General features: G+C 72.4%; 24 protein-coding genes and 1 pseudogene. 15 read left to right on the top strand and 10 right to left on the bottom strand.

The genetic code is table 11. From position 1 onward, the window contains the following. The first annotated feature begins 6 nt into the window (after positions 1-6). Complete coding sequence (locus ACFPM7_RS24960) at positions 7-882, top strand: LysR family transcriptional regulator (RefSeq protein WP_378250196.1); 876 nt, start codon at positions 7-9, stop codon at positions 880-882. On the opposite strand, the gene ACFPM7_RS24955 is transcribed toward ACFPM7_RS24960, so the two are convergent. Beyond that, complete coding sequence (locus ACFPM7_RS24955) at positions 879-1,313, bottom strand: nitroreductase family deazaflavin-dependent oxidoreductase (RefSeq protein ID WP_378250195.1); 435 nt, start codon at positions 1,311-1,313, stop codon at positions 879-881. The two genes, ACFPM7_RS24960 and ACFPM7_RS24955, sit on opposite strands and share 4 nt — an antisense overlap. Positions 1,314-1,430: 117 nt before the next feature. Here ACFPM7_RS24955 and ACFPM7_RS24950 point away from each other — a divergent pair, with 117 nt between their 5' ends. From ACFPM7_RS24950 to ACFPM7_RS24935, 4 genes are all read left to right on the top strand, one after another. Then, complete coding sequence (locus ACFPM7_RS24950; RefSeq protein ID WP_378250194.1) at positions 1,431-2,348, top strand: helix-turn-helix transcriptional regulator; 918 nt, start codon at positions 1,431-1,433, stop codon at positions 2,346-2,348. A gap of 166 nt (positions 2,349-2,514) precedes the next feature. Continuing rightward, entirely contained in the window at positions 2,515-4,305 is a 1,791-nt protein-coding gene (locus ACFPM7_RS24945) for an alpha/beta hydrolase (RefSeq protein WP_378250193.1), read from the top strand. Positions 4,306-4,356: 51 nt separating this feature from the next. After that, entirely contained in the window at positions 4,357-5,835 is a 1,479-nt protein-coding gene (locus tag ACFPM7_RS24940) for a TIR domain-containing protein (protein ID WP_378250192.1), read from the top strand. 40 nt (positions 5,836-5,875) lie between these two features. After that, positions 5,876-6,658: a Calx-beta domain-containing protein gene (locus tag ACFPM7_RS24935; protein ID WP_378250191.1), complete on the top strand. Its 783-nt coding sequence runs from the start codon at positions 5,876-5,878 to the stop codon at positions 6,656-6,658. Between the two features lie 89 nt (positions 6,659-6,747). Here the strand turns inward: ACFPM7_RS24935 and ACFPM7_RS24930 are convergent, their stop codons facing one another. Next, on the bottom strand, positions 6,748-9,612 hold the full coding sequence (locus ACFPM7_RS24930) for an AfsR/SARP family transcriptional regulator (protein WP_378250190.1): 2,865 nt from the start codon (positions 9,610-9,612) through the stop codon (positions 6,748-6,750). Between the two features lie 191 nt (positions 9,613-9,803). Between ACFPM7_RS24930 and ACFPM7_RS24925 the strand changes: the two genes are divergently transcribed. After that, positions 9,804-11,426, top strand: coding sequence for a vWA domain-containing protein (locus ACFPM7_RS24925; protein ID WP_378250189.1), 1,623 nt, complete (start codon positions 9,804-9,806; stop codon positions 11,424-11,426). Positions 11,427-11,503: 77 nt separating this feature from the next. Here the strand turns inward: ACFPM7_RS24925 and ACFPM7_RS24920 are convergent, their stop codons facing one another. Both ACFPM7_RS24920 and ACFPM7_RS24915 read right to left on the bottom strand, forming a co-directional pair. Then, complete coding sequence (locus tag ACFPM7_RS24920; RefSeq protein ID WP_378250188.1) at positions 11,504-11,923, bottom strand: DUF4190 domain-containing protein; 420 nt, start codon at positions 11,921-11,923, stop codon at positions 11,504-11,506. Positions 11,924-12,024: 101 nt separating this feature from the next. Next, a complete protein-coding gene (locus ACFPM7_RS24915; protein WP_378250187.1) occupies positions 12,025-12,804 on the bottom strand; it encodes an alpha/beta hydrolase in 780 nt (259 codons plus the stop codon). Between the two features lie 91 nt (positions 12,805-12,895). On the opposite strand from ACFPM7_RS24915, the gene ACFPM7_RS24910 reads away from it, so the two are divergent. Further along, entirely contained in the window at positions 12,896-13,453 is a 558-nt protein-coding gene (locus ACFPM7_RS24910) for a TetR/AcrR family transcriptional regulator (protein ID WP_378250186.1), read from the top strand. A gap of 21 nt (positions 13,454-13,474) precedes the next feature. Here the strand turns inward: ACFPM7_RS24910 and ACFPM7_RS24905 are convergent, their stop codons facing one another. Beyond that, on the bottom strand, positions 13,475-14,308 hold the full coding sequence (locus tag ACFPM7_RS24905; RefSeq protein ID WP_378250185.1) for a helix-turn-helix transcriptional regulator: 834 nt from the start codon (positions 14,306-14,308) through the stop codon (positions 13,475-13,477). 160 nt (positions 14,309-14,468) lie between these two features. On the opposite strand from ACFPM7_RS24905, the gene ACFPM7_RS24900 reads away from it, so the two are divergent. The 4 genes from ACFPM7_RS24900 to ACFPM7_RS24885 all read left to right on the top strand — a co-directional run bounded on the left by ACFPM7_RS24900 (position 14,469) and on the right by ACFPM7_RS24885 (position 16,904). Next, the gene (locus ACFPM7_RS24900) at positions 14,469-15,416 is read left to right on the top strand and encodes an SDR family oxidoreductase (protein WP_378250184.1); all 948 of its coding nucleotides are present in this window, start codon (positions 14,469-14,471) and stop codon (positions 15,414-15,416) included. Between the two features lie 62 nt (positions 15,417-15,478). Beyond that, positions 15,479-15,904, top strand: a complete 426-nt coding sequence (locus tag ACFPM7_RS24895; protein WP_378250183.1) for an SRPBCC domain-containing protein — start codon at positions 15,479-15,481, stop codon at positions 15,902-15,904. Further along, complete coding sequence (locus ACFPM7_RS24890; protein WP_378250182.1) at positions 15,894-16,229, top strand: ArsR/SmtB family transcription factor; 336 nt, start codon at positions 15,894-15,896, stop codon at positions 16,227-16,229. Before ACFPM7_RS24895 ends, ACFPM7_RS24890 begins: the two co-directional genes overlap by 11 nt. A gap of 9 nt (positions 16,230-16,238) precedes the next feature. Continuing rightward, positions 16,239-16,904 (top strand): DUF899 domain-containing protein, encoded by a 666-nt coding sequence (locus tag ACFPM7_RS24885; protein WP_378250181.1) that lies wholly within the window; start codon positions 16,239-16,241, stop codon positions 16,902-16,904. A gap of 319 nt (positions 16,905-17,223) precedes the next feature. On the opposite strand, the gene ACFPM7_RS24880 is transcribed toward ACFPM7_RS24885, so the two are convergent. Continuing rightward, a complete protein-coding gene (locus ACFPM7_RS24880; RefSeq protein WP_378250220.1) occupies positions 17,224-17,628 on the bottom strand; it encodes a hypothetical protein in 405 nt (134 codons plus the stop codon). Positions 17,629-17,840: 212 nt separating this feature from the next. After that, positions 17,841-17,897, bottom strand: a pseudogene (locus ACFPM7_RS24875) (hypothetical protein); the annotation flags it as partial. A 95-nt stretch (positions 17,898-17,992) separates the two neighbouring features. Between ACFPM7_RS24875 and ACFPM7_RS24870 the strand changes: the two are divergent. Then, positions 17,993-18,385, top strand: a complete 393-nt coding sequence (locus tag ACFPM7_RS24870; RefSeq protein ID WP_378250180.1) for a hypothetical protein — start codon at positions 17,993-17,995, stop codon at positions 18,383-18,385. A 75-nt stretch (positions 18,386-18,460) separates the two neighbouring features. Here ACFPM7_RS24870 and ACFPM7_RS24865 read toward each other — a convergent pair whose 3' ends face one another. After that, entirely contained in the window at positions 18,461-19,279 is an 819-nt protein-coding gene (locus ACFPM7_RS24865) for an SDR family oxidoreductase (protein WP_378250179.1), read from the bottom strand. Between the two features lie 86 nt (positions 19,280-19,365). Here ACFPM7_RS24865 and ACFPM7_RS24860 point away from each other — a divergent pair, with 86 nt between their 5' ends. Further along, positions 19,366-20,325 (top strand): helix-turn-helix transcriptional regulator, encoded by a 960-nt coding sequence (locus ACFPM7_RS24860; RefSeq protein ID WP_378250178.1) that lies wholly within the window; start codon positions 19,366-19,368, stop codon positions 20,323-20,325. Here the strand turns inward: ACFPM7_RS24860 and ACFPM7_RS24855 are convergent. Both ACFPM7_RS24855 and ACFPM7_RS24850 read right to left on the bottom strand, forming a co-directional pair. Beyond that, entirely contained in the window at positions 20,271-20,711 is a 441-nt protein-coding gene (locus tag ACFPM7_RS24855) for a M23 family metallopeptidase (RefSeq protein ID WP_378250177.1), read from the bottom strand. The genes ACFPM7_RS24860 and ACFPM7_RS24855 overlap by 55 nt on opposite strands. 201 nt (positions 20,712-20,912) lie before the next feature. After that, entirely contained in the window at positions 20,913-23,627 is a 2,715-nt protein-coding gene (locus tag ACFPM7_RS24850; RefSeq protein WP_378250176.1) for a type 1 periplasmic-binding domain-containing protein, read from the bottom strand. 471 nt (positions 23,628-24,098) lie between these two features. Here ACFPM7_RS24850 and ACFPM7_RS24845 point away from each other — a divergent pair, with 471 nt between their 5' ends. Together ACFPM7_RS24845 and ACFPM7_RS24840 are read left to right on the top strand one after the other, a co-directional pair. Beyond that, positions 24,099-24,695: a TetR/AcrR family transcriptional regulator gene (locus ACFPM7_RS24845; RefSeq protein WP_378250175.1), complete on the top strand. Its 597-nt coding sequence runs from the start codon at positions 24,099-24,101 to the stop codon at positions 24,693-24,695. Beyond that, positions 24,685-26,277, top strand: coding sequence for a CocE/NonD family hydrolase (locus tag ACFPM7_RS24840; protein WP_378250174.1), 1,593 nt, complete (start codon positions 24,685-24,687; stop codon positions 26,275-26,277). Before ACFPM7_RS24845 ends, ACFPM7_RS24840 begins: the two co-directional genes overlap by 11 nt. Positions 26,278-26,819 lie beyond the last annotated feature (542 nt).

Here is a 26,819-nt window from a genome sequence, read left to right as displayed (position 1 = left end):
CAGCTGATGCTCGATCCGCGCAAGCTGCGCCTGCTCCGCGACCTGGCCCGGGCCGGCACGATCAGCGCCGTCGCCGAGGCGCACGCGTACACGCCGTCGGCGGTCTCCCAGCAGCTCTCGGCGCTGGAACGCGAGGCCGGGGCCGCCCTGCTGGAGCGCACCGGTCGCCGGGTGGCCATCACCGAGGCGGGGCACGTGCTCATCCGCCACGCCGAGATCGTGCTCGGCGCGCTGGAGCAGGCCGCCGCAGCGGTGGCCGGGACGCCGAGCGGGCCGGTGCGCATCGGGGCCTTCCCGACGGCCATGCGCGGGCTGCTGCCCGCCGCCCTCGTCCGCCTCGGCGGCGCGCACCCGGGGCTGCGGCTGCACGTCAGCGAGCTGGACCCGGCCGAGGTGCCCGACGCGCTGCGCGAGCGCCGCATCGACGTCGGCCTGCTCAACGACTACTCGACCGCCCCGATCGACCCCGATCCCGCCATCGACACCGCGCCGCTGCTCGACGAGCCCGTGCACCTGGCCGTGCCCGAGGCGAGCGCCGCGCGCGGGATCGCCTGCACGCGCGCGGACCCGTGGATCGTGGCCAGCCCCGGCACGCTCTGCCACACCGTGGCGCTGCGGCTGTGCCGCGGCGAGGGCTTCCACCCCGACGTGCGCCACCAGGCCGACGACTTCAGCACCGTGCTCGCCCTGGTCGCGGCGGGCCAGGGCGTGGCGATCGTGCCGGGGATGGCCGTGCCGGAGCCGGTCGCGGGCGTGCGCCTGGTCGCCCTGACGACGCGCAGGCGCACCCGGGTCGCCTACCGCCGCGGCTCGGCCGACCACCCGGCCATCGCCGCGGCCGTGGCGGCGCTGACCGCCCAGGGCCTGAGTCGAAGTCCTTAGACCTTCTCCAGGACCAGGACGGGGATGACGCGGTCGGTCTTGGCCTGGTAGTCGGCGTAGTCCGGGAAGGCCTCGACGGCCTTGTCCCACCAGAACGCCTTCTCCTCGCCGGTGACCTCGCGGGCGACCATGTCGGCCTTCTGCGGGCCGTCCTGCAGCTCGACGTGCGGGTCGGCCAGCACGTTGTGGTACCAGACCGGGTGCTCCGGGGCGCCGCCGAGCGAGGCGACGATGGCGTAGGAGCCCTCGTGCTCCACGCGCATCAGCGGGCTCTTGCGGATCTTGCCGGACTTGGCGCCGCGGGTGGTGAGCACGACGACGGGCATTCCGCGCAGCGTCGTGCCCTTGGTGCCGCCCGAGCTCTCGTACAGCTCGACCTGGTCGCGCACCCACTGGGTGGGGCTCGGCACGTACTCGCCTTGCAGCGGCATCGGGTGGTCCTCTCCTCGCTGGACGACTTCCCTCCCATCGTGGCCCAGGCGGGCGCGCCCGGCCATCGCTGCGCGCGCCCGCCGGTACCGTCGGCGGGGTCCGTCGAGGGGAGTCGTGTGCCTGTCGAGCCGCAGGGCCTGTCCGCCGAAGCCGAGCAGCTCTACCTGCGGCTGCTCGGCGGAACGGCGCCGGACGACGACGCCGCGCTGGCCGAGCTGACCCGCGTCGGCCTGGTCCGCGCGAGCGGCGCGGGCGTCGAGGTGCGCCCGCCGCGGGCGGCGCTGTCGGCGCTGGCCGCCCGGCACGAGGTGGCCGCCGTGCGGGCCAGGGAGAGCGCCGAGGCGCTGGCGGCGGCCTTCGCCGAGCGCGGCGGGGTCGACGCCGACTTCGTCGAGGTGCTGCGCGGCGGCGAGGAGGTCACCGCCACCTTCGAGGCCATGCAGGCGCAGGCCAAGGCCGAGATCCGCGCGCTGGACCCGGGTTCGTACCTGAGCCCGCGCCCGGCGGCGACCCCGGCGCAGCCGCCCGCGCTGGCCCGCGGCATCGCCTACCGGGTCGTCTACGACTCCTCGCTGCTGCAGGACGCGGCCGGGTTCGACTCGGTGCAGTCGAGCATCGCCGTCGGGGAGCAGGCGCGCGCCTTTCCCGGGGTGCCGCTGAAGCTGGTGGTCGCCGACTCCGACCGGGCGCTGATCGCGGTCCCCACCACCTCCGGCGGCGACGTCGTCGCCCTGCTCATCCACCCGTCGGTGCTGCTCAGCGCCCTGGTCGAGCTGTTCGAGGCGTTCTGGCGGATGGCCGTGCCGGTCACCGGGTCCGGCCCGGACGACGCGGGGGCGCAGCAGGAGCCGACGCTGCCCACGCGGCGACTGCTCGCGCTGCTCAGCGCCGGGCTCACCGACGAGTCGATCGCGCGCGACCTGGGGGTCAGCGAGCGGACCGTGCACCGGCGGGTCAGCAGGCTCCAGCAGCTGCTCGGCGCGCAGACCCGGTTCCAGCTGGGTGTGCAGGCCTCTCGGCGCGGCTGGTTGTAGCTGCGCGTAACCCATTCGGCCCCGTCACCTTCGCGCACGGGCGTCAGGAATCCGCCATGTCGGGTTTCTGACAACGGTCAAGAGTGTCAAACCAGAGCCAGCCCATTCATCCCTTGGTGTGAAGCACGGCTGAGGGCGGCCGTGCGAAGGGGCGAAAGGGACCACCGTGAGGAAGTTGTTCAACGGCAGGCGCTTGGGCGTCGCCGTGCTGACCGGCGCGTTCGCCGTCGCGGGCATCGCGCTCGCGCCCGCGGCCGCCGCCGCGCCGAAGAAGGCGGCCGACCCCGACACGGCGAAGCTGGCCGGGGCGCTCACCCAGCAGACGCTGACCTGGGAGGAGTGCACCTTCCCCGGCCTGGCCCCGGAGACCGTCGCACGGTTCAAGACGGTCAAGGGCCTGGCCTGCGCGACGGTGAAGGTGCCGCGCGACTGGCACAACCCGCAGGACGGCAACACCATCGACGTCCGCGTGTCCAAGACCGCGACCGCCTACCCCGGCCCCGGCCGCCAGGGCATCGCGCTGATCAACCCGGGCGGCCCCGGCGGCGAGGGCCTGCCGTGGGGCGCGGCGATGGCGCTGCGCGCGCCGGTGCTGGCCGCCCAGTACGACTTCATCGGCTTCGACCCGCGCGGCGTCGGCCAGAGCACCCCGCTGACCTGCAGCTACACCGTGCCGGACAGCACCGACACCGACGTCATCAACCGGGCGAAGGTGGCGGGCTGCCTGGAGAACCCGCTGACGGAGTTCATCACCACCGAGCAGACCGCCTACGACATGGACTTCATCCGGGTCCTGCTCGGGGAGAAGAAGCTCAGCTACATCGGCTACTCCTACGGCACCTGGCTGGGCACCTGGTACGCCTCGACCTTCCCGGGCAAGGCGCACCGCTTCCTGCTCGACTCCGCCGTCGACGCCTCGCAGCGCACGCTGGAGGAGACCTGGGACCTGCAGCCGCGCAGCCGCGACCGCCAGTTCCAGGAGGCGCTGCTGCCGTACATGGCGCGCAACAACGCCACCTACGGCACCGGCACCGACCCGATGGCCATCCGCACGAACTTCGAGAAGGCGGGCGGCACGCGCGACTTCATCGGCCAGCTGTTCGTCGCCTGGTTCGTGATCCCGGCGATGTACGACACCTCGCAGTACCCGTCGGCCGCCTCCGCGGTCGCCGCGATCGCGGGCGAGGTCCCGGCCGAGGGCACCGACGCTCAGAAGGTCGACGTGCTCGTCGGCAAGATGCTCGCCACGCCCGGCCTGTCGCAGGACAACAAGGACTTCATCGCCAAGGGCAAGACCAACGCGCTCAACGCCATCGCCAAGAAGGAGCGGGTCTCGGTCAAGGCCACCACCGACGCCGCCGAGGTCGAGACCTGGGACGCCACCTTCGAGGCGATCCGCTGCCAGGACGGCCAGTGGAACCAGAACCTGCACTACTGGAAGTACTGGCTGGCCGACCTGACCGTCAACGCCCCGTTCATCGCGCCCTTCATGGACACCCCGCTGTGCGCGTACTGGCCGACGACGAACAAGATGCCCAAGCCGGACAAGAAGACCTTCCCGAAGCTGATGGTCGTGCAGACCGAGCTGGACGCCGCCACCCCGTACGAGGGCGGCCTGGCCACCACCAAGGGCCTGCCCGGCGCCAAGATGATCAGCATCGACAACGAGGGCTCGCACGGCGTCTTCCCCTACAACACCGACTGCGTCGACGACCCGATCACCGCCTACTTCCAGACCGGCCTGACCCCGAAGAAGACCTACACCGGCTGCCAGGGTCTGCCCCTGCCCGGTGAGACCACGACCTTCGAGGTCGGCGGCCACCTCGGCCACAACGGCAAGATCAAGATCAAGATGATCACCCCGGCCGTCAAGGAAGCCAACAAGATCGTCCGCGACCTCCTGGACGACGCGGCGACCCCGCAGGCCAACGAGTCCGGCCTCCCGGCCAACCTGTAGCACCACCCCGGGACCTCCTCGCCGAACTAAGATCATCGGCGAGGAGGTCCGATGGGCGACGAGGTCGAAGCAGCCTCGGTTTTCATCAACTACCGCCGCAACGACGCGGACGGGACGCCGCTGCCGCACGTGCTGGCCGTCGAGTTCCTCGCCCGGCACCTCGCCGCGTTCCTCGGCGACGACGCCGTCGCGCTGGACACCACGCTGCCGCCCGGCGAGCGCTACGCCGACACGCTGCGGTCCCGACTCGACGCGGCGGTGGTCGTCCTCGTCGTGATCCACCCGAGCTGGCAGGCCGACCTGGCCGCCCGGCGGGGCACGCACAAGGACTGGGTCCGCACCGAGATCGCCGACGCCGCCCGCGCCGGGAAGAAGCTCATCCCGGTGCTCGTGGACGGCGCCGCCCCACCCGCCCACGCGGACCTGGACGCCGACCTCCGTCCGCTCGCCGACGCCCAAGCCGTCCCCCTGCGGTTCGGTGCGCTCGCCGACGGGCTGGACGCGCTGACCACCGAAATCGCTCTGCACGTCGCCAGGCGGGAGACGCAGGCGGCCGCCCGGGTCGAGCCGCTGCCCGACCGGGCGAGGCTGACCACCGCGCTCGTCCTCGGCGCGATCGGGGTGCTCGCAGGCGTCCTGCTGCCCTTCGCCGACACCCTCCCCGCCACGGTCGGTCTCTCCGGCTCCGGTCCCGCCATCGCGTTGTTCGCCCTCTTCCCGGGCTTCTTCCTGCTCATCGCCCTGGCGCTCGCCGCGCTGCGGCACGGGCTGCGCAGACCGGCGCTGTGGCTGGACGAGCTGCTGCACCGGATCACCGACCACCGCCCCTTCGCCCTCTTCGGCCTCGGCGTCGTGGTGGTGACGCTGGCCAACCTGGTGCTCGCCGCCGTCGCGGCGGCCGGGCTGCCCGTGGAGGCGGTGATGGCGGTGCTGGTCGTGTCGGTGCTCATCCTCGCGGGCATGGGCATCGCCTGGGCGCGCGCCCAGGCCGAGCGGCCCACCTGGCCCGCCGACCGCGTCCGGCCGACGAGTGCCTGGGTCCTCGGTGAACTGGCCCACCTCGAACGCAGGCTGCGCGGCGAGGACGCCGACTGGCGGGCACCGCTGCCGCTGCGCTCCCGCAGAACCGCCGACCGCGTTCTCACCAGGATCAGCACCGTGTGCGCCGCGCTGACCGAGGAGCACCAGGCGGGACGGCGGGCCTGGCTGCGCACCCGCGATCCGTTCGCGGTGACCGCGGTCGCCGCCCTCACGGCAGCAGCGGTCCTGCTGCTCGCGGCGGCCCTGACCACCCACGTCGCCCAAGGCGGAACCGCGGAGTCGGTCGTGCTTTACCTGGCGGGCATGGCAAGCGCGGCGGCGTCGGCCGCCGGGATCACCGAACTCGCCTACCGGACCGACCGGTGGGTGAAGCGCGAGACCGTCACCCGCGCGCTGCCCCGGGTCGAGGCCGCCCGCGCCCGCCTCGCCGAACTGGAGTCCACCCGCCTGCGCGCCTCCTGCAACCGCGCTGCAACCGGCATGCGTTAGCCAGGGGCGATGGCGGTCCCGGCCTGAGGAGATGGTGGACGTGGTGCGGACAGCGGTGGTCTGCGCGCTGGTGGGCGCGGTGGTGTTCGGGTCGACAGCGGTGCCGGAGCCGGTAGCGGCGCAGAGCTGTGCGCCCGCCGTGGTGTCGCTGGGGAACTTCGCGGGGTACGAGGGCAGTGTGGGCGGGCTGCGGACGTTCACCGTGTTGGTGATGGCCAGCGTCGCGCCCGGGTGCGCGGCGAGCGGGTCGGTGGCGGTGAGCACGGCGGATCTGACGGCGACCTCGCCCGCGGACTACCTGGCGGCCTCGACCACCGTCTCCTGGAGCGGCGAGGCCGGGGTCAGATCGGTGCCCGTGTCGGTGGTGGCCGACAGCCTCGCCGAGGCGGACGAGCGGTTCACGGTGCGGCTGACGGCGCCGCAGGGGGTGGTCATCGGCCAGGGCAGCGGCACGGTCACCATCCTCGACGACGACGATCCGCCGCTGCGGACCGGTCTGGACGGCGGGAAGATCTGTTGGGGGATCGACCGCGGCACCGACAAGGCCATGACCTGCCCGGTGGACATCCGCACCAGCAAGCCCGTGCGCGCCCCGGTCACCGTCCACTTCCGCACCCACGACCCCGACGGCAAGCCCAACGGCTACGTCCCCGTCCGCGACGGGGTGATCACCATCCCCGTGGGCGCCACCACCGGCATCGCCGAGATCGAACTCCTGCGCGGGACGTGGCCCGCTGAGGAGAAGTTCGTGCTGGAGCTGTACAGCCCGTCCGCCGGGGTGCTGGGCAACCCGAGGGCCGAGGTCGTCATCCGCCGCCCCTGACGCCGAACACGCCGCCCCGCGCGAGAACCCTGACCTCGCGCGGGTCGGCAGGCCCGAGCCGCACCAGCGACCAGACACGCGGCCCGGTCTCACCCCAGCCTGCTCAGTTCGGCCAGCGCGAGATCGATCTGGGCCTGCTCGTCCTGGTCCGGCACCGCCGCCCGCAGCGTCGCCGCCCGCTCCAGCTCCCGGCGGGCCTCGACGTGCCTGCCCGCCGCCAGGTACGCCCGCCCCAGGTGCGCCGTCGCCGCGGCCTCACCGTGCCGGTCCCCCACCGCGCGGCTGGTTTCCAGGGCGTCGGCGAAGTGTTCGGCGGCCTGTCCGGGGGCGCCGCGGTCGAGGTGGACGCGGCCTGCGTCGAGGAGGCATTCCCATTCCAGCCAGCGGTCGCCCAGTTCGCGGCTGACGGCGATGGCCTCTTCGACAGCGGCCAGGGCCGCGCCGTGCTCGCCGAGGTGCAGGCGGGCTTCGCCGATGGTGTCGAGAGTGGCGGCGGCGAGGCGGTCGTGGCCGAGGTCCTGGAAGGTGGCCAGGGCGTCGGTCAGCGGGACCAGCGCCGAGGCGGCTTCGCCCATGCGCACGTAGGTGTGGCCGAGGTTGCGCTGCGCCAGGGCCCTGCCCAGGTCGTTGCCCGAGGCCGCGCAGGTGGCGACGGCCTGGCGGTGGGCGGTGACGGCCTCGTCGTAGCGGCGCAGTTCGGCGAGGGCGTTGGCGATGTTGTTGTGCACGTGGCCTTCCCCGGCGACGTCGCCCGCCGCGCGCGCGGCCAGCAGCGCCGCGCGGTTGCTGTCGAGGGCGTCCTCGAAGCGGCGGGTCATGAACTGCGCGACGCCCAGCGCGCGCTGCGCCTCGGCTTCGGCGCGCGGGTCGCCCGAGGCCGTCGCGGCCTCGGCGGCGACGGCGCACACGCGGGCGCGCAGGTGCCAGTGGCCGGTGGCGTCGTGGTAGCTGGTGAACAGGTAGGTCAGCTGCCAGGCCGCGTCGAGCCTGCCGTGCGCGCGGGCCAGGCGCACCACCGGCAGCACGTTGTCGCGCTCGCCGTCGAGGAAGGCGAGCGCGGCGTGGCGGTCGTCGGCGAACGGCAGCGAGTCCGGGCGGTAGGCGGGGTCGGGGCGGACGGCGTCGCGGCGGGGGTCGATGGCCTCGTTGGCCGCGGCGGCGGCGCACAGGTACCAGTCCAGGAGCCGGTCGACGGCCGCCGCGCGCTCGGCGGCGGGCACCTCGGCCTCGGCGCGGGCTGCGGCGAACTCGCGGGTGAGGTCGTGGGCGCGGAAGCGGTCCGGGCCCGCCGGGGTGAGCAGGTGCCCGCCCGCCAGCGCCGCGAGCGCCGCGGCGGCCGTGGCCGCGCCGACCCCGCACAGCGCCGCGCCCGCCCCCACGGCCACCGTCGGCCCCGGCGCCAGCCCGATCATGCGGAACATGCGCGCCTGTTCGGCGGGCAGCGGCAGGTAGGCGCTGGTGAGCACGGCGCGCACGGTGCGCGAGTCGCCTTCCACCGCGAGCCTGTCGAGCCTGCCCGCGCGCCCCAGCTCGGCGGCCGTCGCGGCCAGCGTGGTCGCCGGCGCGGCCACCAGCCGGGCCGCGACGATGCGCAGCGCCAGCGGCATCCCGCCGCACAGCCTGCCCAGCCGGGCCGCGGCCCGCGGCTCGGCGCGCACCCGGGCGTCGCCGACCACCCTGGCCAGCAGCGCCTGTGAGGCGGCGTGGTCGAGCGCGCCGACGGCGACGGAGTGCACGGCGTGGCGGGTGCCCAGGGCGGCGAGCGTGGCGCGGCTGGTCACCACGAGCAGGCTGCCGCCCGCCCCGGGCACCAGGGGCAGCACGTCCTCGGCGCCGCCCGCGTTGTCCACCAGGACCAGGCAGCGCTTGGCGCGCAGCAGCGACCGGTAGAGCGCGGCCCGCTCGCCCGCCTCGGTCGGCACCCGGTCGTCGGGGACGTCGAGTGAGCGCAGCAGGTGGGCGAGCGCGTCGGCGGCGGTGAGCGCGTGGCCGTCGAAGTCGAGGTAGAGCTGACCGTCGGGGAAGCGGGCCGCGGCGCGGTGGGCCCACTCCAGGGCCAGCGCGGTCTTGCCCATGCCCGCCGCGCCGGTGATCGCCACGACGCCCGCGGCCACCGCGTCGAGCGCGGCCAGTTCGCCGGTGCGGCCGGTGAAGTGGCCGACCGGCGCGGGCAGCTGCGCGGGCCCGCCGCCGAGTGCGGTGGGCTCGGGCGCGGACTCGGGGGTGTGGTCGAGTTCCGGGTCGCGGCGCAGGATCGCGGTGTGCAGGGCGCGCAGGTCCGGGCCGGGGTCGGCGCCGTAGGCGTCGGCGAGGTCGCGGCGGAGCCGGTCGTACACGGCGAGCGCGTCGGCGGGCCTGCCGCTGCGGTGGGTGGCGAGGATCGTCAGCCCGGCCAAGCGCTCGCGCAGCGGGTGCGCGGCCAGCAGCCGGGGCAGCTCCCGGGCGGCCTCGACGTGCGCGCCCAGGGCCAGCTCGGCCTCCCACAAGTCCTCCAGCGCCGAGAGCCGCTGCTCGGCGAGGTCGTCCACGGCGCGCCTGCCCCAGTCGGCCAGCGGGGTGTCGGCGAACGGGTCGCCCCGCCACAGCCCGACCGCCTCGCGCAGCAGCGGCGCGGCCCGCTCGGCCGGGCAGCCGCGGGCCTGGCGCACGAGCGCGGCGAAGCGGTGGGCGTCCACGGCGTCGGGGACGACGTCGAGGGCGTAGCCGGGGCCCCGGGTGACCAGCGCGCCGCCGAAACCGGCGACGGCGAGCACCGTGCGCAGGCGCGCGACGTGGCTGTGCAGGGTCTTCACCGCGGTGCGCGGCGGGTGCTCGCCCCAGAGCACGTCCACCAGGCGGGCGGCGGGCAGCAGCGTCCCGGCGTGCAGGGCCAGCACGCCGAGCACCGCGCGTTGCCGCGCTCCGCGCAGGTCCACCTGGCCCGCTGGACCGACGGCTTCGACGGGTCCCAGCACACCAAGCCTGCCGGGTCCCGTCACCCCGTCACCCCGCAGCCTCCGTGCGTCGTCGCCCCGTTCGGAGCGTATCCAGCCTGGCAGGCGGGGGCGTATCGGCCAACCGGGTAGCGCCGCAACCGGCGTGCAACCGCTCTGCAACCGCGCGGCCGGACGGTGGCGGAACCCTGTCACCTCGGAGGAGAGGTCCCATGTCCCCAACCCCGAAGCGGCGACGCGGCCCACTCATCGCCGCTGCCGTCCTCGCCGCCACCCTGGCCCCCGCGCTCGCCTCGGCGCCCGCGGGCGCGGCGACCCCCTACGCCAAGGCCGCCGCCCCGTGTGGCCCGATGGACGTCACGATCGTGCTGGACACCACCGGCAGCATGGGCGGCGCGCTCTCCGGCGTGCAGTCCGGGATCAGCACGATCCTGGCCGACGTCGTCTCGCTCTCCGGCGGCGACTACAAGCTCGGTCTGGTCAGCTTCAAGGACAACGTCACCGTCAACGTCAACCTGGCCGCGGGCAACCAGGCCGCGGTCTCCTCGGCGCTGGCCTCGCTGACCGCCTCCGGCGGCTCGGCCGAGCCCGAGGCCTCCGACGAGGCGCTGAACACCGTCGTCAACAACCTGCCCGCCACGGGTCGCCCGCAGACCGGGAACTTCTCCGGGACCTGGCGCACCAACGCCACCAAGCACGCGATCATGGTGACCGACGCCCGTCCCGGCGGCTTCGACAACGTGCACAGCGCCGCCGACGTCGCCAACGCCCACAGCGTCGCCCTGGACGCGCAGACCGAGGGCATCAAGATCACCCCGATCTACGTGCCCACCAACTCCACCTACACCAGCACGATCATGCCGATCATGCAGGACTACGCGAACACGACCGGTGGCTTCGCCTACCAGAGCAACCAGCGCGGCACCGACGTCGCCGCCTACATCCAGCGCGCGCTGTACAACTGCACCCCGACCGACGTCTTCATCCGCGACAACACCGCCGACGCGGGCGTGGAGCCGCTGACGACCGGGTCGGCCTACACCAGCCCGGACATCCGCGTCTGCACGACGAGCGCGCCGTGCGCGGGCACCAACCCGATCGCGGGCCAGACGAACTTCGTGTTCGTGCGCCTCAACAACCCCGGCCCCGGCGGCAGCGGGACCGGCGTCGGCACGCTGAAGCTGTACTACACCGCCCAGGGCGGCGGAGCGCAGTGGCCGCTGCACTGGACCCAGTTCGGCGCGCAGAGCGGCATCACCGTCCCGCCGGGCGGCACGACGGTCATGATCCCGTGGCACAACGTGCCCGGCCCCGGCCACTTCTGCCTGCTGGCCCGCTGGGAGTCCGCCACCGACCCGATGACCTTCGCCGAGACCACCGCGACCCACCAGAACGCCCGCAACAACAACAACATCGCCTGGCGCAACATCAACTCCGTGCGCGCGCTGCCGGGCGCAGGCACCATCAAGCGGCCGTTCACCCTGGGCAACCCGTTCCGCGAGGCCCTGGTGACCGACCTGGTCGTCGCCGCGGGTGACCGCGTCTTCGACGGCAGGCTCACCATCGACCTCGGCCCCGAGCTGACCCGCCGCTGGAAGGAAGCGGGCGGCAAGGCCGAGGGGCTGCGCCAGGTGGGTGAGACGCAGTTCGACGTCGTGGACCTCAAGGCCGCCGCGTTCCGCGGCCTGGCCCTGCAGGGCGCCGAGCGCCAGCAGATCGAACTCGCCTTCACCGGAGGCGACCGGGCAGCCGAGGGGCAGGTGATCCGCGTGTTCCAAGCCGACCAGAGGGGCGAGGACCTGGGCGGCGTGGAGTTCCTGATCACCGACGAGTAAGGCGGCACCCGGTACCGGCCACCCGGTCGTCCCCAGTGGACGGCCGGGTGGTTCCGCCGCGCCTGCCCGCGATCCAGCTACGGCATGACGGAGACGGCGGCGATCACCATGATCAGCCAGATGGCGAGCGCGATCGTCCCGCAGGTCAGGCCCGCGGTGGCCAGCCCCTTGTTGTTGGCCTCGCCGCGCTTGGCCTTGGCGATCCCGACCCCGGAGAGGGAGACGCCGATGATCGCCAGGATGATCCCGACCGCGGGCACCCAGAAGAGGATGAGCCCGAGGAGCCCGGTGACGAACCCGCCGGTGCCGACGCCGTTCTGGGGGGCTGGGCCGTACTGCGCGACCATGACCTGCGGCGGCACGACCTGCGGCGGCATGACGGCGAACTGCTGCGGATTCTGCTGGGCGGGCGGCACCGGGTACGGGCCGGTGCTCGGGTCCGCGAAGCCGCCGGGGTGGTGCGCGGATGCCTGACCGTACGGCTCGGGGGTGGACATGGTGTGGGCCAACCTCTCGCTGGGGAGAACTCTGCTCCGGGTGTCGGGAGGCGGATCGGACCTGTTACCCGTCCAGGGTTTCCTGTTGGTGTCCCGCCGCGTCAGAACCGCTCGGACCAGTTCAGGGCGTAGTCGGCGACCTCTTCCCAGCCCGGCGCGGCCATGACGAAGTGCGGCCGGTTCGGGAACTCCTTGATCTCGGTGAGGGCGGGCGACTTGCGGTAGCGGCGGTGGTTCTCCCGGTTCATCGATGCGGGGACGACGTTGTCGCCTTCGCTGGCCAGGAACAGCAGGGGAGCGCGGTCGGGCTTGGCCAGGTCGACGGCGGTCGCGTTGTGGGTGGAGACGTTGGCGGTCGCGGCCTGCCAGAGCGGGCGGCCGGGGGCGGCGATGGCGTACTTCTCGCGCAGGGCCTCGGATTCCCCGAAGGAGAGGGTGTTGGCGAAGGCGTAGTGGAACTCCTTCGGCGACAGCGGCACGGCGCGGTTGACGTTCGCCGGGTTCTTCAGGACGGGGAAGGACGCCTTCAGCGCGGAGAACGGCAGGCCCAGCGTGCCCTTGGCGGGCGCGGAGTGGACCACGACGCCGGCCTTGCCCAGGCCGCGGGAGAGCAGCTTCTGCGTGATCAGCCCGCCGAAGGAGTGGCCCATGATGACCGGCGCCTCCGGCAGCGCGCCGATGATCTCGGCGTAGTGGTCGGTGACCTCCTCCACGCCGAGGCCGTTCATCACCTCCGGGTGCGCCCGCAGCTCCTCGATCGGGCGGTCGAAGCCGGGCCAGGTCGGCGCCAGCACCTCGTGGCCCGCCTTCTCGAAGCGCTCGGTCCAGTTCTCCCAGCCCAGCGGGGTCATCCACAGCCTGTGCACCAGAACGATGGTCATCTCGATCTCCTCGACCGGGTGGAGAACGCTCGTTCTCCGTCTAGGTGCTACCGTAGAGAACGACCGTTCTCAATACAAGGGGGTCACCGACATGACGAGCGACACAGCGGTCCGCGAGCAGATCCTGGAGGCCGCCGACCGGCTCTTCTACGCCAAGAGCGCCCACGCCGTCGGCATGGACGAGCTGAGGACCGAGGCGGGCGTCTCCCTGAAGAAGCTCTACTCCCTCTTCGAGGGCAAGGAGGCCATCGTCGAGGCCGTCCTGCGCCGCCGCGACGCGGCCATCACCGCCGAGATCATGGCCGCCGTGCGGCGCGCGGCGACCCCCGAGGAGCAGATCCTCGCCGTCTTCGACTGGATCGCGGCGTCCTCGGGCACCCCGGCCTTCCGCGGCTGCGCCTTCATCAACTCCTACGCCGAGCTGGGCCCGTCGTCGGCGAAGATCACCGAGATCGTCCGCGGCCAGAAGAGCGGCGTCCGGGCGGCCATCGGCCACCTGGTCGCGAGCACGGGCCGCCCGGAGTGGGTGGCGGACTCGATCTTCCTGCTGTTCGAGGGCGCGATGACCAGCACCGCCATCACGGTCTCCGCCGACCCGGCGCGCCACGCCCGCACCGCGGCGGAGTTCCTCATGGACAAGACCGGCTGACCAGTCCTGTGTGCACTGTCCTCAGGACACCGGTCCGAGCGCGGAGAGCAGTCGCAGCTTCTCGTGGCTCTCCGTTCCCGGGACAGCGGTGTAGACCAGCAGGTAGTGCTCCTGGACCGGGTCGATGAGCGTCTGGCAGTGCAGTTGCAGCGCGCCGACGGCGGGGTGGACGTAGCGCTTGACCTCGTTCGGGCGGACGCCGACCTCGTGGGTGTCCCACACGGCGCGGAACTCCGCGCTCCGGGCGGTGAGGAGATCGGCGTAGTGCGCCGCCCGGGAGCCGGGGCCGCGCTTGGCCACCGCCTCGCGCAGGCCGGAGGCGAACATCCGGGACAGGAACCCGTGGTCGTCGGGCTCATAGAGCGCCCGGGACCCCGGGTCGGTGAACCAGCGGTAGCCGAGGCTGCGGGCCGGGCCGGTGTGGCGCGCCGCGTCCCCGGTGAGCGCGATCCCCAGCGGGGTCTGGCGCAGGGTCTCGCCCAGTTCGGTGACGATTTCGGCCGGGGTGTCCGCCAGCCGGGCGAAGATGCGCGCCAGGCCCGGGGTGACGTGCTCGCTCGCCGAACCGCGGGCGGGCGGGTTGTGCCCGGCGAGGCGGAACAGGTGGTCGCGCTCGTCGAGGGACAGGTGCAGGCCCTGGGCGATCGCGGCGACCATCTGCGCCGACGGCTGCGGCCCGCGCTCCTGCTCCAGGCGCGCGTAGTAGTCCGCCGACATGCTGCACTGCGCGGCGACCTCCTCCCTGCGCAGCCCGGACGTGCGCCTGCGCTGCCCGCGCCGCAGGCCGATGTCCTCCGGTTGCAGCGCCTGCCTGCGGTGGCGCAGGAACGCCGCCATCCCCGCCCTGTCGATCATCCCGGACTCCTTCCCGCCGCCCCCTTTCTATCCGCCGCGCGGACCCGGAGCCACGGACCGCCAGTCCCCCTTTCCGGTGACTCGGATCGGCAGGTCCTGGATAAGTCCCCGCCGCTGGACGAGCGTGGGAGACGTCCACGACGAGCAGGGAGACACTCCGATGCCCCGGAAGAAGATCGACATCACCGTCCCGTCCCTGGCGGGCAAGCGCGCCGTCGTCACCGGCGCCAGCGACGGCGTCGGACTCGGCATCGCCGCGCGACTGGCGGCGGCCGGGGCCGAGGTCGTCATGCCCGTGCGCAACCAGCGCAAGGGCGAGGCCGCGATCGCCACCATCCGCACCGCGGTCCCCGACGCCGAAGTGAGCCTGCGCGCGCTGGACCTCTCGTCCCTGCGCTCGGTCGCCGCGCTCGGCGAGACGCTGGGCGAGGAGGGCGAGCCGGTCCACATCCTCGTCAACAACGCCGGCGTCATGACCCCGCCGAGCCGCCAGAGCACCGAGGACGGGTTTGAACTGCAGTTCGGCACCAACCACCTGGGTCACGTCGCCCTCGTCAACCACCTGATGCCGCTGCTGCGGGCGGGCAGCGCGCGCGTCACCTCCCAGATCAGCATCTCGGCCGACCGGAACGCGATCAACTGGGACGACCTCAACTGGGAGCGCTCGTACAGCGGCGGCAAGGCCTACAGCCAGTCCAAGATCGCCCTCGGCCTGTGGGGGCTGGAGCTGAACCGGCGCAGCGAGGCCGAGGGCTGGGGCATCACCAGCAATCTGTCGCACCCCGGGGTGGCCCCGACCAGCCTGCTCGCCGCCCGCCCCGAGGTCGGCCGGACCAGCGACACCCTCGGCGTGCGCCTCATCCGGGCCCTCTCCCGGCGGGGAATCCTGGTCGGCACCGTCGAGACCGCCCAGCTCCCGGCCCTCTACGCCGCGACCTCCCCGGAGGCCCGCCCCGGCAGGCTCTACGGCCCCAGCGGCCCGGCCCACCTCGGCGGAGCGCCCGCCGAGCAGGCGATCTACAGCAGGCTGCGCGGCGCGGAGGACGCGCGGCGGGTCTGGCAGGTCTCCCAGGACCTCATCGACCAGGCCCACGCCCGCCGTCCTTGACGCAACTGAACGGTTGCCATAAAGTCGCAACCGTTCAGTTGCCTCACTGTGGGAGTGGCGTCATGGGTTTTCCCGACCGGATCGAACGCGAAGTCGACCTCCAGCAGCCGCCCGCGGTGGTGTGGGCGGCCCTCACCACGGCCGAGGGTCTGGCCTCCTGGTTCGGCGACACCGCCGAGATCGACCTGCGGCCGGGCGGCGCGGGCCTGCTGACCTGGGCGGGCGGGGACCGCGGCGACTTCACGGTGCAGCGCGTCGAGGAGCCCGTCGCCTTCGGGTTCACCTGGGGCATCTACGGCCTGCCCGACGACGACCCCCGGCGCACCTACGTCGAGTTCACCCTGGAGGCCCGCGGCGACGGCACCCGGCTGCGCGTGGTCGAGACCGGGTTCGCCCAGCTGCCCGAGGACGCCCACAAGGTCGCCTTCGACGGCAACGTGAACGGCTGGTCGGAGAAGCTGGCCGCCCTCACCGCCCATGTCGGCTGATCAGGAAGCCACCGCCGAACTGGTCTTCGCCGCGCTGGCCGACCCGACCCGGCGCGGCGTGCTCTCCGCGCTGGCGCAGAGCGGCCCCGCGACGGTGACCGACCTGGCGGGCAGGCTGCCCATCAGCAGGCAGGCCGTCGCCAAGCACCTGGCCCTGCTCGCCGAAGCGGGCCTGGTGGCCCCGGTTCCCGGCGAACGCCGCCGGATCAGGTACCACCTGCGGTCGGCGCCGATGCGCGTGGCCCAGCGGTACCTGGCCGCCCTCGCCCGCGACTGGGACGACCCGCTCGACGCCCTCAAGGCCCACCTGGACTCCACGACCTGAAGGAGAACCATGGACATCCCGCCGATCGTGTCCGAAGAGGAGTGGCAGGCCGAGCGCGAGCGCCTGCTGGTGCTGGAGAAGGAGCACACCCGAGCGGGCGACGCCCTGGCGGCGGCGCGCCGTCGCATGCCGTGGCTGCCCGTGGGCGAGCACTACCGCTTCGACACCCCGGACGGCACGAAGACCCTCGTCGACCTCTTCGACGGCCGCAGGCAGCTGATCGTCTACCGCGCCTTCTTCGCCCCGGACGTCGAGGGCTGGCCCGAGCGCGCGTGCAAGGGCTGCTCGCTGGTCGCCGACCAGGTCGCCAACCCCGCCCACCTCAACGCCCGCGACACCACACTGGTCTTCGCCTCCCGCGCGCCGCAGCCGCTGATCGCCGACCTCAAGCGCCGCATGGACTGGACCGTGCCCTGGGTCTCGATAACCGACGACTTCGACGTCGACTTCGGCGTCGACCAGTGGCACGGCACCAACGCCTTCATCCGCCACGACGGCCAGGTGTTCCGCACCTACTTCGTGGACAACCGCGGCGACGAGAAGATGGGCGGCACCTGGTCCTACCTCGACATCACCGCCCTGGGCCGCCAGGAGGACTGGGAGGACTCCCCCGCGGGCTACCCCCAGTCCGCGCCGTACGAGTGGTGGAACTGGCACGACAGCTACGCGAGCTGACCCCCAAGGACACGACCATGCGCTTCCCCACCGAACACCGCCATGACGACGGCGTCGGCGAAGGCCACGTCGCCCTCGACGGTATCCCGGCGCCCTGCCCGAGGCGGTGCAACCGGTCGGGCACTCCGGCGGGGTGATCTCCATCGGCGTCCGGCCGGCCGCGACCGAGCCCCGCATCGCGGCGTGCGTCCTGTTCGCCGGGAGCTACGTGCCGCGGCCATCATCGACGAGGCTTGTGGCGTCACCATCCCCCTGCACGCCACCATGGGCGGCCACACCGGCGTCCCGGCCCACGCGGCCGAGGCGGGCAACCGGTTCTTCACCCGACACCTGAGGCCCAGCTCGGCTCCCACACCACCGCCGGACGCGGCCGGGCGGCGCGCTCGGCCCTGAGCCACGCCCTCAGGCCGGCGAGCCCCGGGTGGTCGTTGGCGACCGAGAAGACCGGGCAGTGCGGGTAGACCGGCGTGGGATCGCGCAGCGGGATGCGGCGCAGGTCGTAGTGGGCGGGCCAGAGGTAGCGGTCGCCGGAGCCGATGGCGGTGGCGGTGGCGGTGGCGGTGGCGGTGGCGGTGGCGGTGGCGAAGTCGGCCGAGGCGGCCAGTTCCTCCAGCAGGGCCTCGTCGCCGAAGTGCGGGCCGCGGCCGTCGACCGAGAGCCCGAACTCGGCGGCGAGGTCCAGGTAGAACCGCGCCCACTCGGTGCCCGGCACGATCCCCGGCACCCAGACGCGGTGCCCGCCAGCTCGCGCGGTCGCAGGACCGCACGGGCCGCCAGGGGATGCCGGGGTCCGACGAGCAGGTGGACCTCGCTGTCGACCGCGCGTGTGACGCGCAGCTCCGGCCACGGCTCCCGCGGCGGCACCGCCCGGAAGGACACCACGTCAACCCGCTCCAGCACAGCGATCCGCTTCGACACCGCCTGCTGCGTGACCGCCAGGTCGAGCGCCGCGTCCCGGAGACTCCCCGCCTCCGCGGCGACGACGAAGGTCACCGACCTGGCCTCGCGCCTGAACACCCCGCCCTTCCACGACACCACCCGCGCCGGTCGTCCCGGAAGACGGCGTCTGGCTGGGCGCGAACGTCGCCGTGCTGCCGGGCGTGACGATCGGCCGCGACTCCGTGGTCGGCGCGGGCTCCGTGGTCACCAGGGACATCGCGCCGAACACCCTCATGACCGGTGCAGCGGCGTCGGCCCGCCGCACCTGGAGCCACCGAGCTGCTCCAGTCCTTTGTAGAGGTGGTGGGCCATCGGACCGCCGTCTCGGCAGCCATCCGATTGACGGCGCCGGTCACGGGGTACACCACGGTGACGAACCGAGCGAAGGAGACGCGGTGGCCGGCCTGCTTGGCAAGATCAAGAACTTCCTGCGCAGCCCGAGAGGACAGCAGATGGCTGGTCGGGCGCGCCAGATGGCGCAAGACCCCCGCAACCGCGACCGCGTGGGCAAGGCGATGCGGCGGTTCCGGGGTCCGCGATAGTCGATCCCCCACGGTGACGCTCAGCGTCGCAGGACTGACGAGTCTGCTGCCGGTTCCGGCAGCAGACTCGTCTTTTCAGCGTGTGGCGCGGAACTGCGCGGCGTGCTCCTGCGCCCACTGCGCGAAGGTCCGCGCGGGTGTTCCGGTGACCTCCTCGACGGTGGGCAGCACGACATCGGCGACCTCCGGCGGGTTCGTGGCCAGCTGGATGCCGAACTCGACGTAGTCCTCGTCGTACCCGAAGCCGCGCAGCCGGGCGCGCTCCTGCTCCTGGTCCAGATGCACGAACTCGATGTCCTGGCCGGTGGCCTCGGCGAGCACCCGGGTGCGCTGCGCCGGGGTCAGGGCCTCGGGGCCGGTGACCGGGTAGCTGCGCCCCTCGTGGCCCGCGTGGGTGAGCGCGGTGGCGGCGACCGCGGCGATGTCGGCCTCGTGCACCACCGCACTGGCGAAGGTGGCGTGCATGGACACGGTGCGCCGCGAGCGGATCTCCTCGGCCCACTCCAGGGCGTTGCCCATGAACTCCCCCGGCCGAACCTGGGTCCAGCCGATCGCGCTGGCGGCCAAGGCGCTTTCGACACTGGTGGGTTCCCAGCCGCCCAGAACCGTGGCACGGGCGATGCCGTGGCGTTCGGCGAGGGCGACGATCTCAGCGCCGTTGGCCAGATCGCCGTCACCGCCGAAGGTGATCAGGTGGACCGCCTCGACACCCGCGAAGGCCGCATCGAGGGTCGCGACGTCGGTCAGATCGCCTGCCACGACCTCCACCCCGGCAGGCAGGCGCGCCGCGGCGGGCGTGCGGGAGAGCGCGCGGACGTGATGCCCGGCTCCGAGCAGCTGGGCGACAACGTGGCGACCGACCGTGCCGGTCGCTCCGGTGACGAGGATGCGCATTGAGGTCCTTTCGTGCGGGTGGCAGAGCCCATCCTGACCGACCTTGTGGCCGCTATACGTCCACAAGTCGGCATAGGGTGGAGTTCATGTCGACCGGCACCCGCGTCCTCGAACTCCTCGGGCTGCTGCAGAACCGACGCCACTGGCCCGGCCACGAGCTGGCCCGCCGCCTCGGCGTCAGCCAGCGCACACTCCGCCGCGACATCGACGGCCTGCAGGAACTCGGCTACCCGATCACCGCCACGAGGGGCACCGGCGGCGGCTACCAGCTCGGCCCCGGTGCGTCGCTGCCGCCTCTGGTCCTCAGCGAGGACGAGGCCGCCGCCGTCGTCATGGGCCTGCAGGAGGTCACCCGCGGCCCCTCCCCCGCCTCGGCCGACGCCGCGCTCAACGCCATGGCCAAGATCGTCCAGGTGCTCCCGCTGCGCATCCGCCGCCGCATCGACAGCCTGCGCGCCATCGCCACCCCGGCGCGCACCCCCTCGACGGGGCCGGGCGACATCACCTCGCTGACCACCCTCGCCCTGGCCTGCCGCGACAACGAGACCGTGGCGTTCACCTACCGCACCCGCACCGGCCACACCGCCACCAGAACCGTCCACCCGCACCGCGTGGTCCGCGTCGAGAATCGCCTGTACCTGCTCGCCTGGGACCTCGACCGCACCGACTGGCGCACTTTCCGCCTGGACCGCCTCAACCGGGCAACCCGCACCGGGGCGAGCTTCGCCCCCCGCCCCCTCCCCACCGACGACCCCGCCGAGTACGTGCGCACCCGACTCACCGCCCAGCCCGCCAGGTACCCCGTCCACGCCACAGTCACCGCCCCGGCCGAGCGGGTCCGAGCCGAGATCGCCCACTACGGCACCGTCACCCCCATCGACGCGACCTCCTGCCGGGTGGAGATCGCCGCCGACTCCCTCGCCTGGGCCACCTTCTGCCTCGGCGCGATCGAAGCCCCCGTGGTGATCCACAGCCCCCCGGAAGCCATCACCTACATGCGCACCTGGGGCGAACGCCTCATCGCGGGCACCCCCAAGACACCGTGATGTTCAGCGATCGAGCGGACCTCGCGCAGGTCGGGATCAACGGCGTCGCGCGTTGACAGTGTGGCGTTATGCCGTTGAGAACGCACAGAAGGGCGACGCGCGGGTCGGGTGGTGGGGGTGCCCAAGGGGGACAGTGACCCCTCGACCGTGGGGCTGGCGTCGATCGCCCCGCCCGCAGCGATCTGCTGGTAGTGCAAGTGTGGCGCGTAGTGACCACCGCTACCGCCGACCGTGCCGATCCTGGTCCCCCGCGACACCGCCATCGACTCACCCGCGCCACGCGCCATCGTGGCAAGGTGGGCGTAGCGGGTCATGGTGCCATCCCCATGAGTGACGACCACGCACCCGCCGTAGGCCAAGCCCCCACTTACAACATCAACAACCACAAGACCTCACCCACCAACCCTTGACACCCAACTAACCATCACCTTCGCAAGCTGTGGACAACCGTCAGGCCACAGAGTGCTGGGGCGCTTGGTAAGTCCGCCGACGGCAATCCGCCCTGGCGGCGGTGTTCCGCCGGCTTTGGCGGCGCGCAGACTCAGGCGGTCCTCGCTGATCCCGACGGCGGCGGTGTCTGGGGAGGATCACCGCGAAGCGACCTCCGGGCACCCGTTCCCCTGACGCCCACCGGACTCCCGGCCCAGATCCCCGATCATCAGCTCACACCGAGGAGTGCCCGCGGGCCCAGACGTGTCATGGATGTTCTCCACATTCAGGATCGCCAAGCTCCGAGTGTTGGCGATCCGCGACGTCCGGAAGCTGATCAGCCCCGTGGCGCCCTGGAACTCCAGCTCCCGGAACACCATCGACACAGAAGCCCGATTCGGAACCACCGTCAGGTAATCACGCCGTAGCGTCCGGACAGCCTCCACATAGAACCCAGCGGCGTCGTAGGCCACCCCTACCCGCTCACCCGCCCAGGTGGCCAACGGCTGCTGGTCCTCCTCCAGATCCACGAACACCTCCCGGCGCAACTGCGCATACCCGGCGCAGAAGGCGTCCAGCGCCGGCGTAGCTCCCGGCAACGCCCCTGGAGCCCCCGCGACGCAACGATCCCCCGCGATCACCACCTGCGCCCCCAGCGAAACGTAGGACATCCGGACCCCGTTCAAGTGGTTGACCCGGCGGCCCGGCGCGTGCGCGACGAACCGGGACACGGAGTCGTCGGCGACGATGCGGGGCAGGCGGGTGGGGTCGGCGCACTGACGGCGCAGCGCTTGGACGAAGTCGCTGAAGTCGACTTCGCGGCCGGCGTAGAAGGCGATTTCGCTGCGGCGGTCGGTGGTGTCGTCGCACTGGAGGGCGAGCTCGGCGGCGGAGGTGGTCCAGCCCTGGACGCCGACCTTGATGTTGGCCTTCCTGAGGGCCTTGGCGGTGACGTCGACCAGGGTGGTCGCGTAGTTGTTGGCGCCGTCGAGCGGCGGGTGGAAGATCGTCACCCGAGTAGCCCGGGTGCGCTGGGCGAGTCGGGTGATCAGGTCGGCTTGGACGGTGTTGTCGGGCACCAGTTGGAAGTACTGGGCGGAAAGAGTGCCGAGGCCGACGGCGGTGAGTGTGCTGCCGAGGGCGGGGATGCCCCGCATGCCCAGTTCGCGGATAGCGGTCTCGGTCGTGTCGACGCTGCGGTCCAGGCCGATGACGCCCAGGATCGTCGGATCGGACTCGATCAGGGGGATGATCATGTCGGTGACCAGGATGTCGGCGGCGGCCATGCCGGTGCCGCCGTTGGCGATGATGACGCGCAGCAGCGGTTCGGCGCGGGAGGTGGAGGTGTTCTGCTCGCGCTGGCGGATCAGCAGGCCCTCCACCTCCTCGGCGACGGAGTGCTCGGTGGCCGGGACGTTGCCGTTGACGGTCAGGCCGGCGAGATAGACGACGGTGACCAACGGGCGGTCGTCGGTCTCGCTGTGCAAACGGTCAGCGACCTCGTTCTGCTCGAACACCTCCAACTGCGCGCGTTGCAGCCGCGGGTTGGTGCTGAACACCTGTCCCGCGTTGTCGCTGTAGCCGATGCACTGGTCTTTGCCGTCGATGTGCACCACCTGGGTGGCGATGCCGCCGGACACGGCGCGGAAGAACGCGCACCCGGCGCCCCAGTGGTTCGACATCGTGACCGTGACCGGGGTCAGCGCGGCCACCAGCACGACCGCGGCGATCACCTCGGCGACGCCGCGGCGGGCGGGCCACGGCACCGGCGGCGGGGCGACGTCGTCACCGGCCTCCCACACCTCGGCGTCACCGGCGTCCAGCGCGCCTGGGACCCCCGCGGCGGGCAGCGTGACGAACAGGTAGCGGGCGTCGGAGGCGAGCTTCTGCCTGCTACCGGGCAGCCGCCGCTTCCAGGCGACGAGCGCGTCGCGGGCGTCCGTCGGCCGGGACGGCTCCGCCACGTGCTCCGGCCTCGGCACACCTGGCGGCGGGCTGTGCGCCTCGGCGACGACCAGCAGCGGGTCCAGCTCGCCGGTCTCGTTGCGCACCTCGTTGATCAGGCGCAGCAACTCCCATCCGCCGTCGGCGTGGGCGTTGTCCAGCAGCGCGGTGACGTGCGCGGTGCGCCGCCAGCCCGCGCGGCGCGGCAAGAACCCCCACCACGTGCGGCGGTACGCCAGCCGCAGATCCTCCAGGAAAGCGTGCACCAGCAGCTTGTGCAGCTGGTCGGTGTTCTCGTCGGCGCGCCGGCTCACGGTGAGCCGCTCGGCGAAGCGCAGGAAGTCCGGGGAGTGCTTGGGCACCATGTACGGCTGGCGCAGCAGCCATCGGCGCTCGCGGGCCAGGCCGGGCACCCGGTCGCGGCCCCAGTAGACGCCGACGAGGTAGCCCGCCAGCTTGAGCGTCGCCACGACCAGCGCGACCCGCTCCCCGGCCCGGTCGGCGGTGTCCTGCGCGCCCAGCGACGGCTTGCGCGCCCACGCCCGCAGCAGCTCCTTGACCGGTTCCTCGCCGCGCGCCTGACGGGGCGGGAGGGTGCTGGTGGTGAGCAGGTGGACCAAGCGGTAGTTGTCGAACCGTGTGAGCGAGCCCTTGCGCCCGAACTGGCCCTTGGCGAGGCGCTCGTAGATGGCGTGCAGCAGCGGCAGCACCGGGCCGGGCTCGACGGGCTTGGCGATGTCGACCACGACGTGCGGCACCCGGGTCGGCCCTTCCTCGAACGCGGCGCCGAGCTGGGCGGTGAACCCGTCCGCAGGACCATCGCGGAGCAGGCACACCATCGGCAGCGGCAGGTCGCCGCGCATGAGCAGCCGCTCGTCGCGCTGGAAGAAGCCGGGTCGCCTGCACAGTGTGCGGACGAACGTGACCAACGCGTGTATGCCGGGGAACACCGGTTCGGACAAGACCAGCTCACCTGCATCCGGGGCCGACGATAGAGATCAACGAAGCTATCAGCGGCACTCGGGAGGAGTCCCGGGTTTGCTCATCAACGAAACCATCGGGTGCTCCCGAACGGGTGCTCAACTCGCGTCGGGACCCTGCGAGCCCGTGCCGGGTCTGCTGGATGCAACGCGCCGCCACCGACCACACCCACCCCAGCCGAGACGACAACCTCTGTGGCACCTACCGCGACCGTGGCCGCCCTCGCAATCCTCAAGCAGGAATGGCGCAGGGCACTCGACCCGAGCGCGAACCACCCTGCCCGCTCCGCCCCCTCCGATCTCGGCACACCTCTTGCAGCGCCACTGCTTCGACGGCGTCGGAGTCGGGTCGGCGGACGCCCTGACGGGGTTGATCCAGAGCTGATACAATGCGAGTGCATCGCAAAAACGAGAGGGACCATGCCCAAGCAGGTGGACCATCAGCAGCGGCGAGGGCAGATCGCGGAGGCGGTCTGTCGGCTCGCGGGGCGAGAAGGGTTGGACGCGGTCTCGTTGCGGCAGGTCGCGGCTGAGGCCGGGGTGTCCATGGGGCGGGTGCAGCACTACTTCACCACCAAGGACGAGATGTTGCTGTTCGCCTTCCAGGCGATCAGCGAGCGGGTTGAGCGGCGCATCGCCGCGGCGGTGGCCGGAATCGGGGAGAACCCGAGTGCTCGGGACGCGGTGCGGGCGTTGTTGCGCGAGTTGCTGCCGTTGAGCGAGTCGGCTCGGGCGGAGGCGCCGGTGTTGGTCGCGTTTCTCGCCCGGGCGGTGGTCGAACCCGGCATCGCCGAACCCCTGCGCGCGGGGGGCGTGGGTCTTCAGGAACTCCTCGCCGAGCAGATTCGCTCCGCGTCGGGCGACGTCGACGCCACGCGCGAGGCCGTGTCCTTGCTCGCCCTCGTTGACGGCCTGATGCCCCAAGTGCTTATCGGGCAGATCGACGCCGGCGCCGCCGCTGCCGCGCTGGACTACCAGTTGGATCGAATCTTCGGTGGGAGCCCTCGTGCGCGTTGACAGAGATCTTCCCGTGGTCGCCGCCGATGGCACCACCCTGCTCGTCGATCACATCCACGCCGAAGGGGAGAGCAGCGGCGTGGTGGTGTGGATCCGGACCCCCTACGGCCGCAAGCAGATCACCTCCATGGCGAAGCGGTTCGCCCGTCGCGGCGCGGATGTGGTCATCGAAGCCACCCGGGGCACCGATGGTTCAGGCGGGGCGTTCGACGGGTTGACCTACGACGCCGGTGACGTGACCGCCGTGCTGCGGTGGTTGCGGGTGCAGCCGTGGTTCGCGGGCGCGATCGTCACCTGGGGGATCAGTGCGATCGGCCGAGCGAGCTGGTTCCTGGCGGGGGCGGAGATCCCCGAATGGCGGCTGGCGATCGTCCAGGACGCCCCGTCGGAGCTGCGGGATGGGCTCTTCTTCCCCGGTGGCGCCGTCGCCGGGACGGTGATGCTCGGGTTCGTTCACGCGGTGCGGTGGCAGGCAGACCACCCGAACGCCTCGGCGCTGCGCGGCATGGCCGCGTCGGTCCGCGGAACCCGCAAGGTGAAGCGGGTGCTCGCCGACCTGCCGTTGGGCACGGCGGACGAACGTCTGCTCGGGCACCGCGTCGACTACTTCCAGGAGTGGCTCGCCCACGAGAACGACGATGAGTACTGGGCGCGGTTCAACCTACGGTCAGGCGCGTCCGGGATGCCCGCTCTGGTGCACCTGGCGACTGGTTGGTACGACACCTGCCTGGCGTCAACCCTCGCCGACTACGCAGCCCTGCGCGCGGCAGGCAAACGAGTGCGGTTGATCATCGGCCCCTGGTACCACGGCCGCGGCGCGGTGGACCGGCCCTATCGCGACGACGTCGACACCTGGATCGACGCCGCCGCGCGCGACACCTCCCCGACCGACAGCGCACCGGTCCGCTTACACGTCAGCGGCGCCGACGAGTGGCGCGACCTGCCTGACTGGCCTCCTCCCGGCCACCATCCCACCGCCTGGCACCTGCAACCTCACGGGGGCCTGTCACCCAACCCGGCACCGGACTCCCCACCGGACCGCTTCCGCTACGACCCTGCCGATCCCACTCCCGCCGTCGGCGGAGCCGGGGAGAACTGGGACGGCACGGCCGGGGCGAAGGACAACCGCCGACTGGAAGCCCGCCACGACGTCCTCACCTTCACCAGCGACCCCCTGCCCGCCGATCTCGAGGTGATCGGCCCGGTGACGGCATCGATCACCATGCGCTCGACCTCCGAGCACCTCGACCTGGTCCTCCGTCTCTGCGACGTAGCCCCCAACGGCCGCTCCACGAACCTCTGCGACGGCGCTCGCAGAATCCGCCCCGACAACACACCCCCAGCACCAGACCACACCCGCACCGTCACCATCGACCTCACCGCCACCGCCCACCGCTTCCACGCGGGCCACCGCATCCGCCTACACATCTCCGGAGGCGCCCACCCCCGCCTGACCCGCAACACCTGCACAGGCGAACCCCTGACCACCGCGACCACCACCCGCCCCACCGACCAAGAAATCCTCCACACCACCGAACACCCGTCCATCCTCACCCTGCCAACAGCACACCCCCACAGGTGAACAGCAACGCCGCCCAGAACGACGCGACTCAACCGGGACCACGCGTCAACACCGACATCAGACGGAAGCAGATGTCCATCTGGTCAAGTGACGTGCTCCGATAACCGCTCCAAGCCTCACCCTCAGCTGTCCTCGATGACCTGCGGAGAGGAGGTGGAGTCGTGGCCACACCGTGAAGTCGCGGCGATGGCTTGTCACGTTCTGCACGCGGCGACGACTACCCCTACCTCACCCTGCCAAGTCGCCACCCACAACGTCCCCGCACCAGGACCGACCCGCTGGTCGACTACTACCAAAGCCCTTCACCTCCGATACCGCCACCCTCACCGCCCCCACAACCTCCGCCCCGCCGCCTACTCAACCTGGCTCAACGCCGAAGTCCCCGCCACCACCGTCGCCGAATGGGCAGGCCCCTCCGTCGAGGTACTCCTGCGCACTTACGCCAACTGCCTCGACGGCACCGCCCCACCATGGAACGCCTCATCGACACCGCCCTCGGCCAGGGCCAAAAGTTGGGGCCGAAATAGGGCCCAAACCGCCCG

Source organism: Actinokineospora guangxiensis, assembly GCF_042657845.1.
Taxonomy (GTDB): domain Bacteria; phylum Actinomycetota; class Actinomycetes; order Mycobacteriales; family Pseudonocardiaceae; genus Actinokineospora; species Actinokineospora guangxiensis.
The sequence above is the reverse complement of the archived record's forward strand: the minus strand, read 5'-3'. Positions and strand labels throughout refer to the sequence as shown.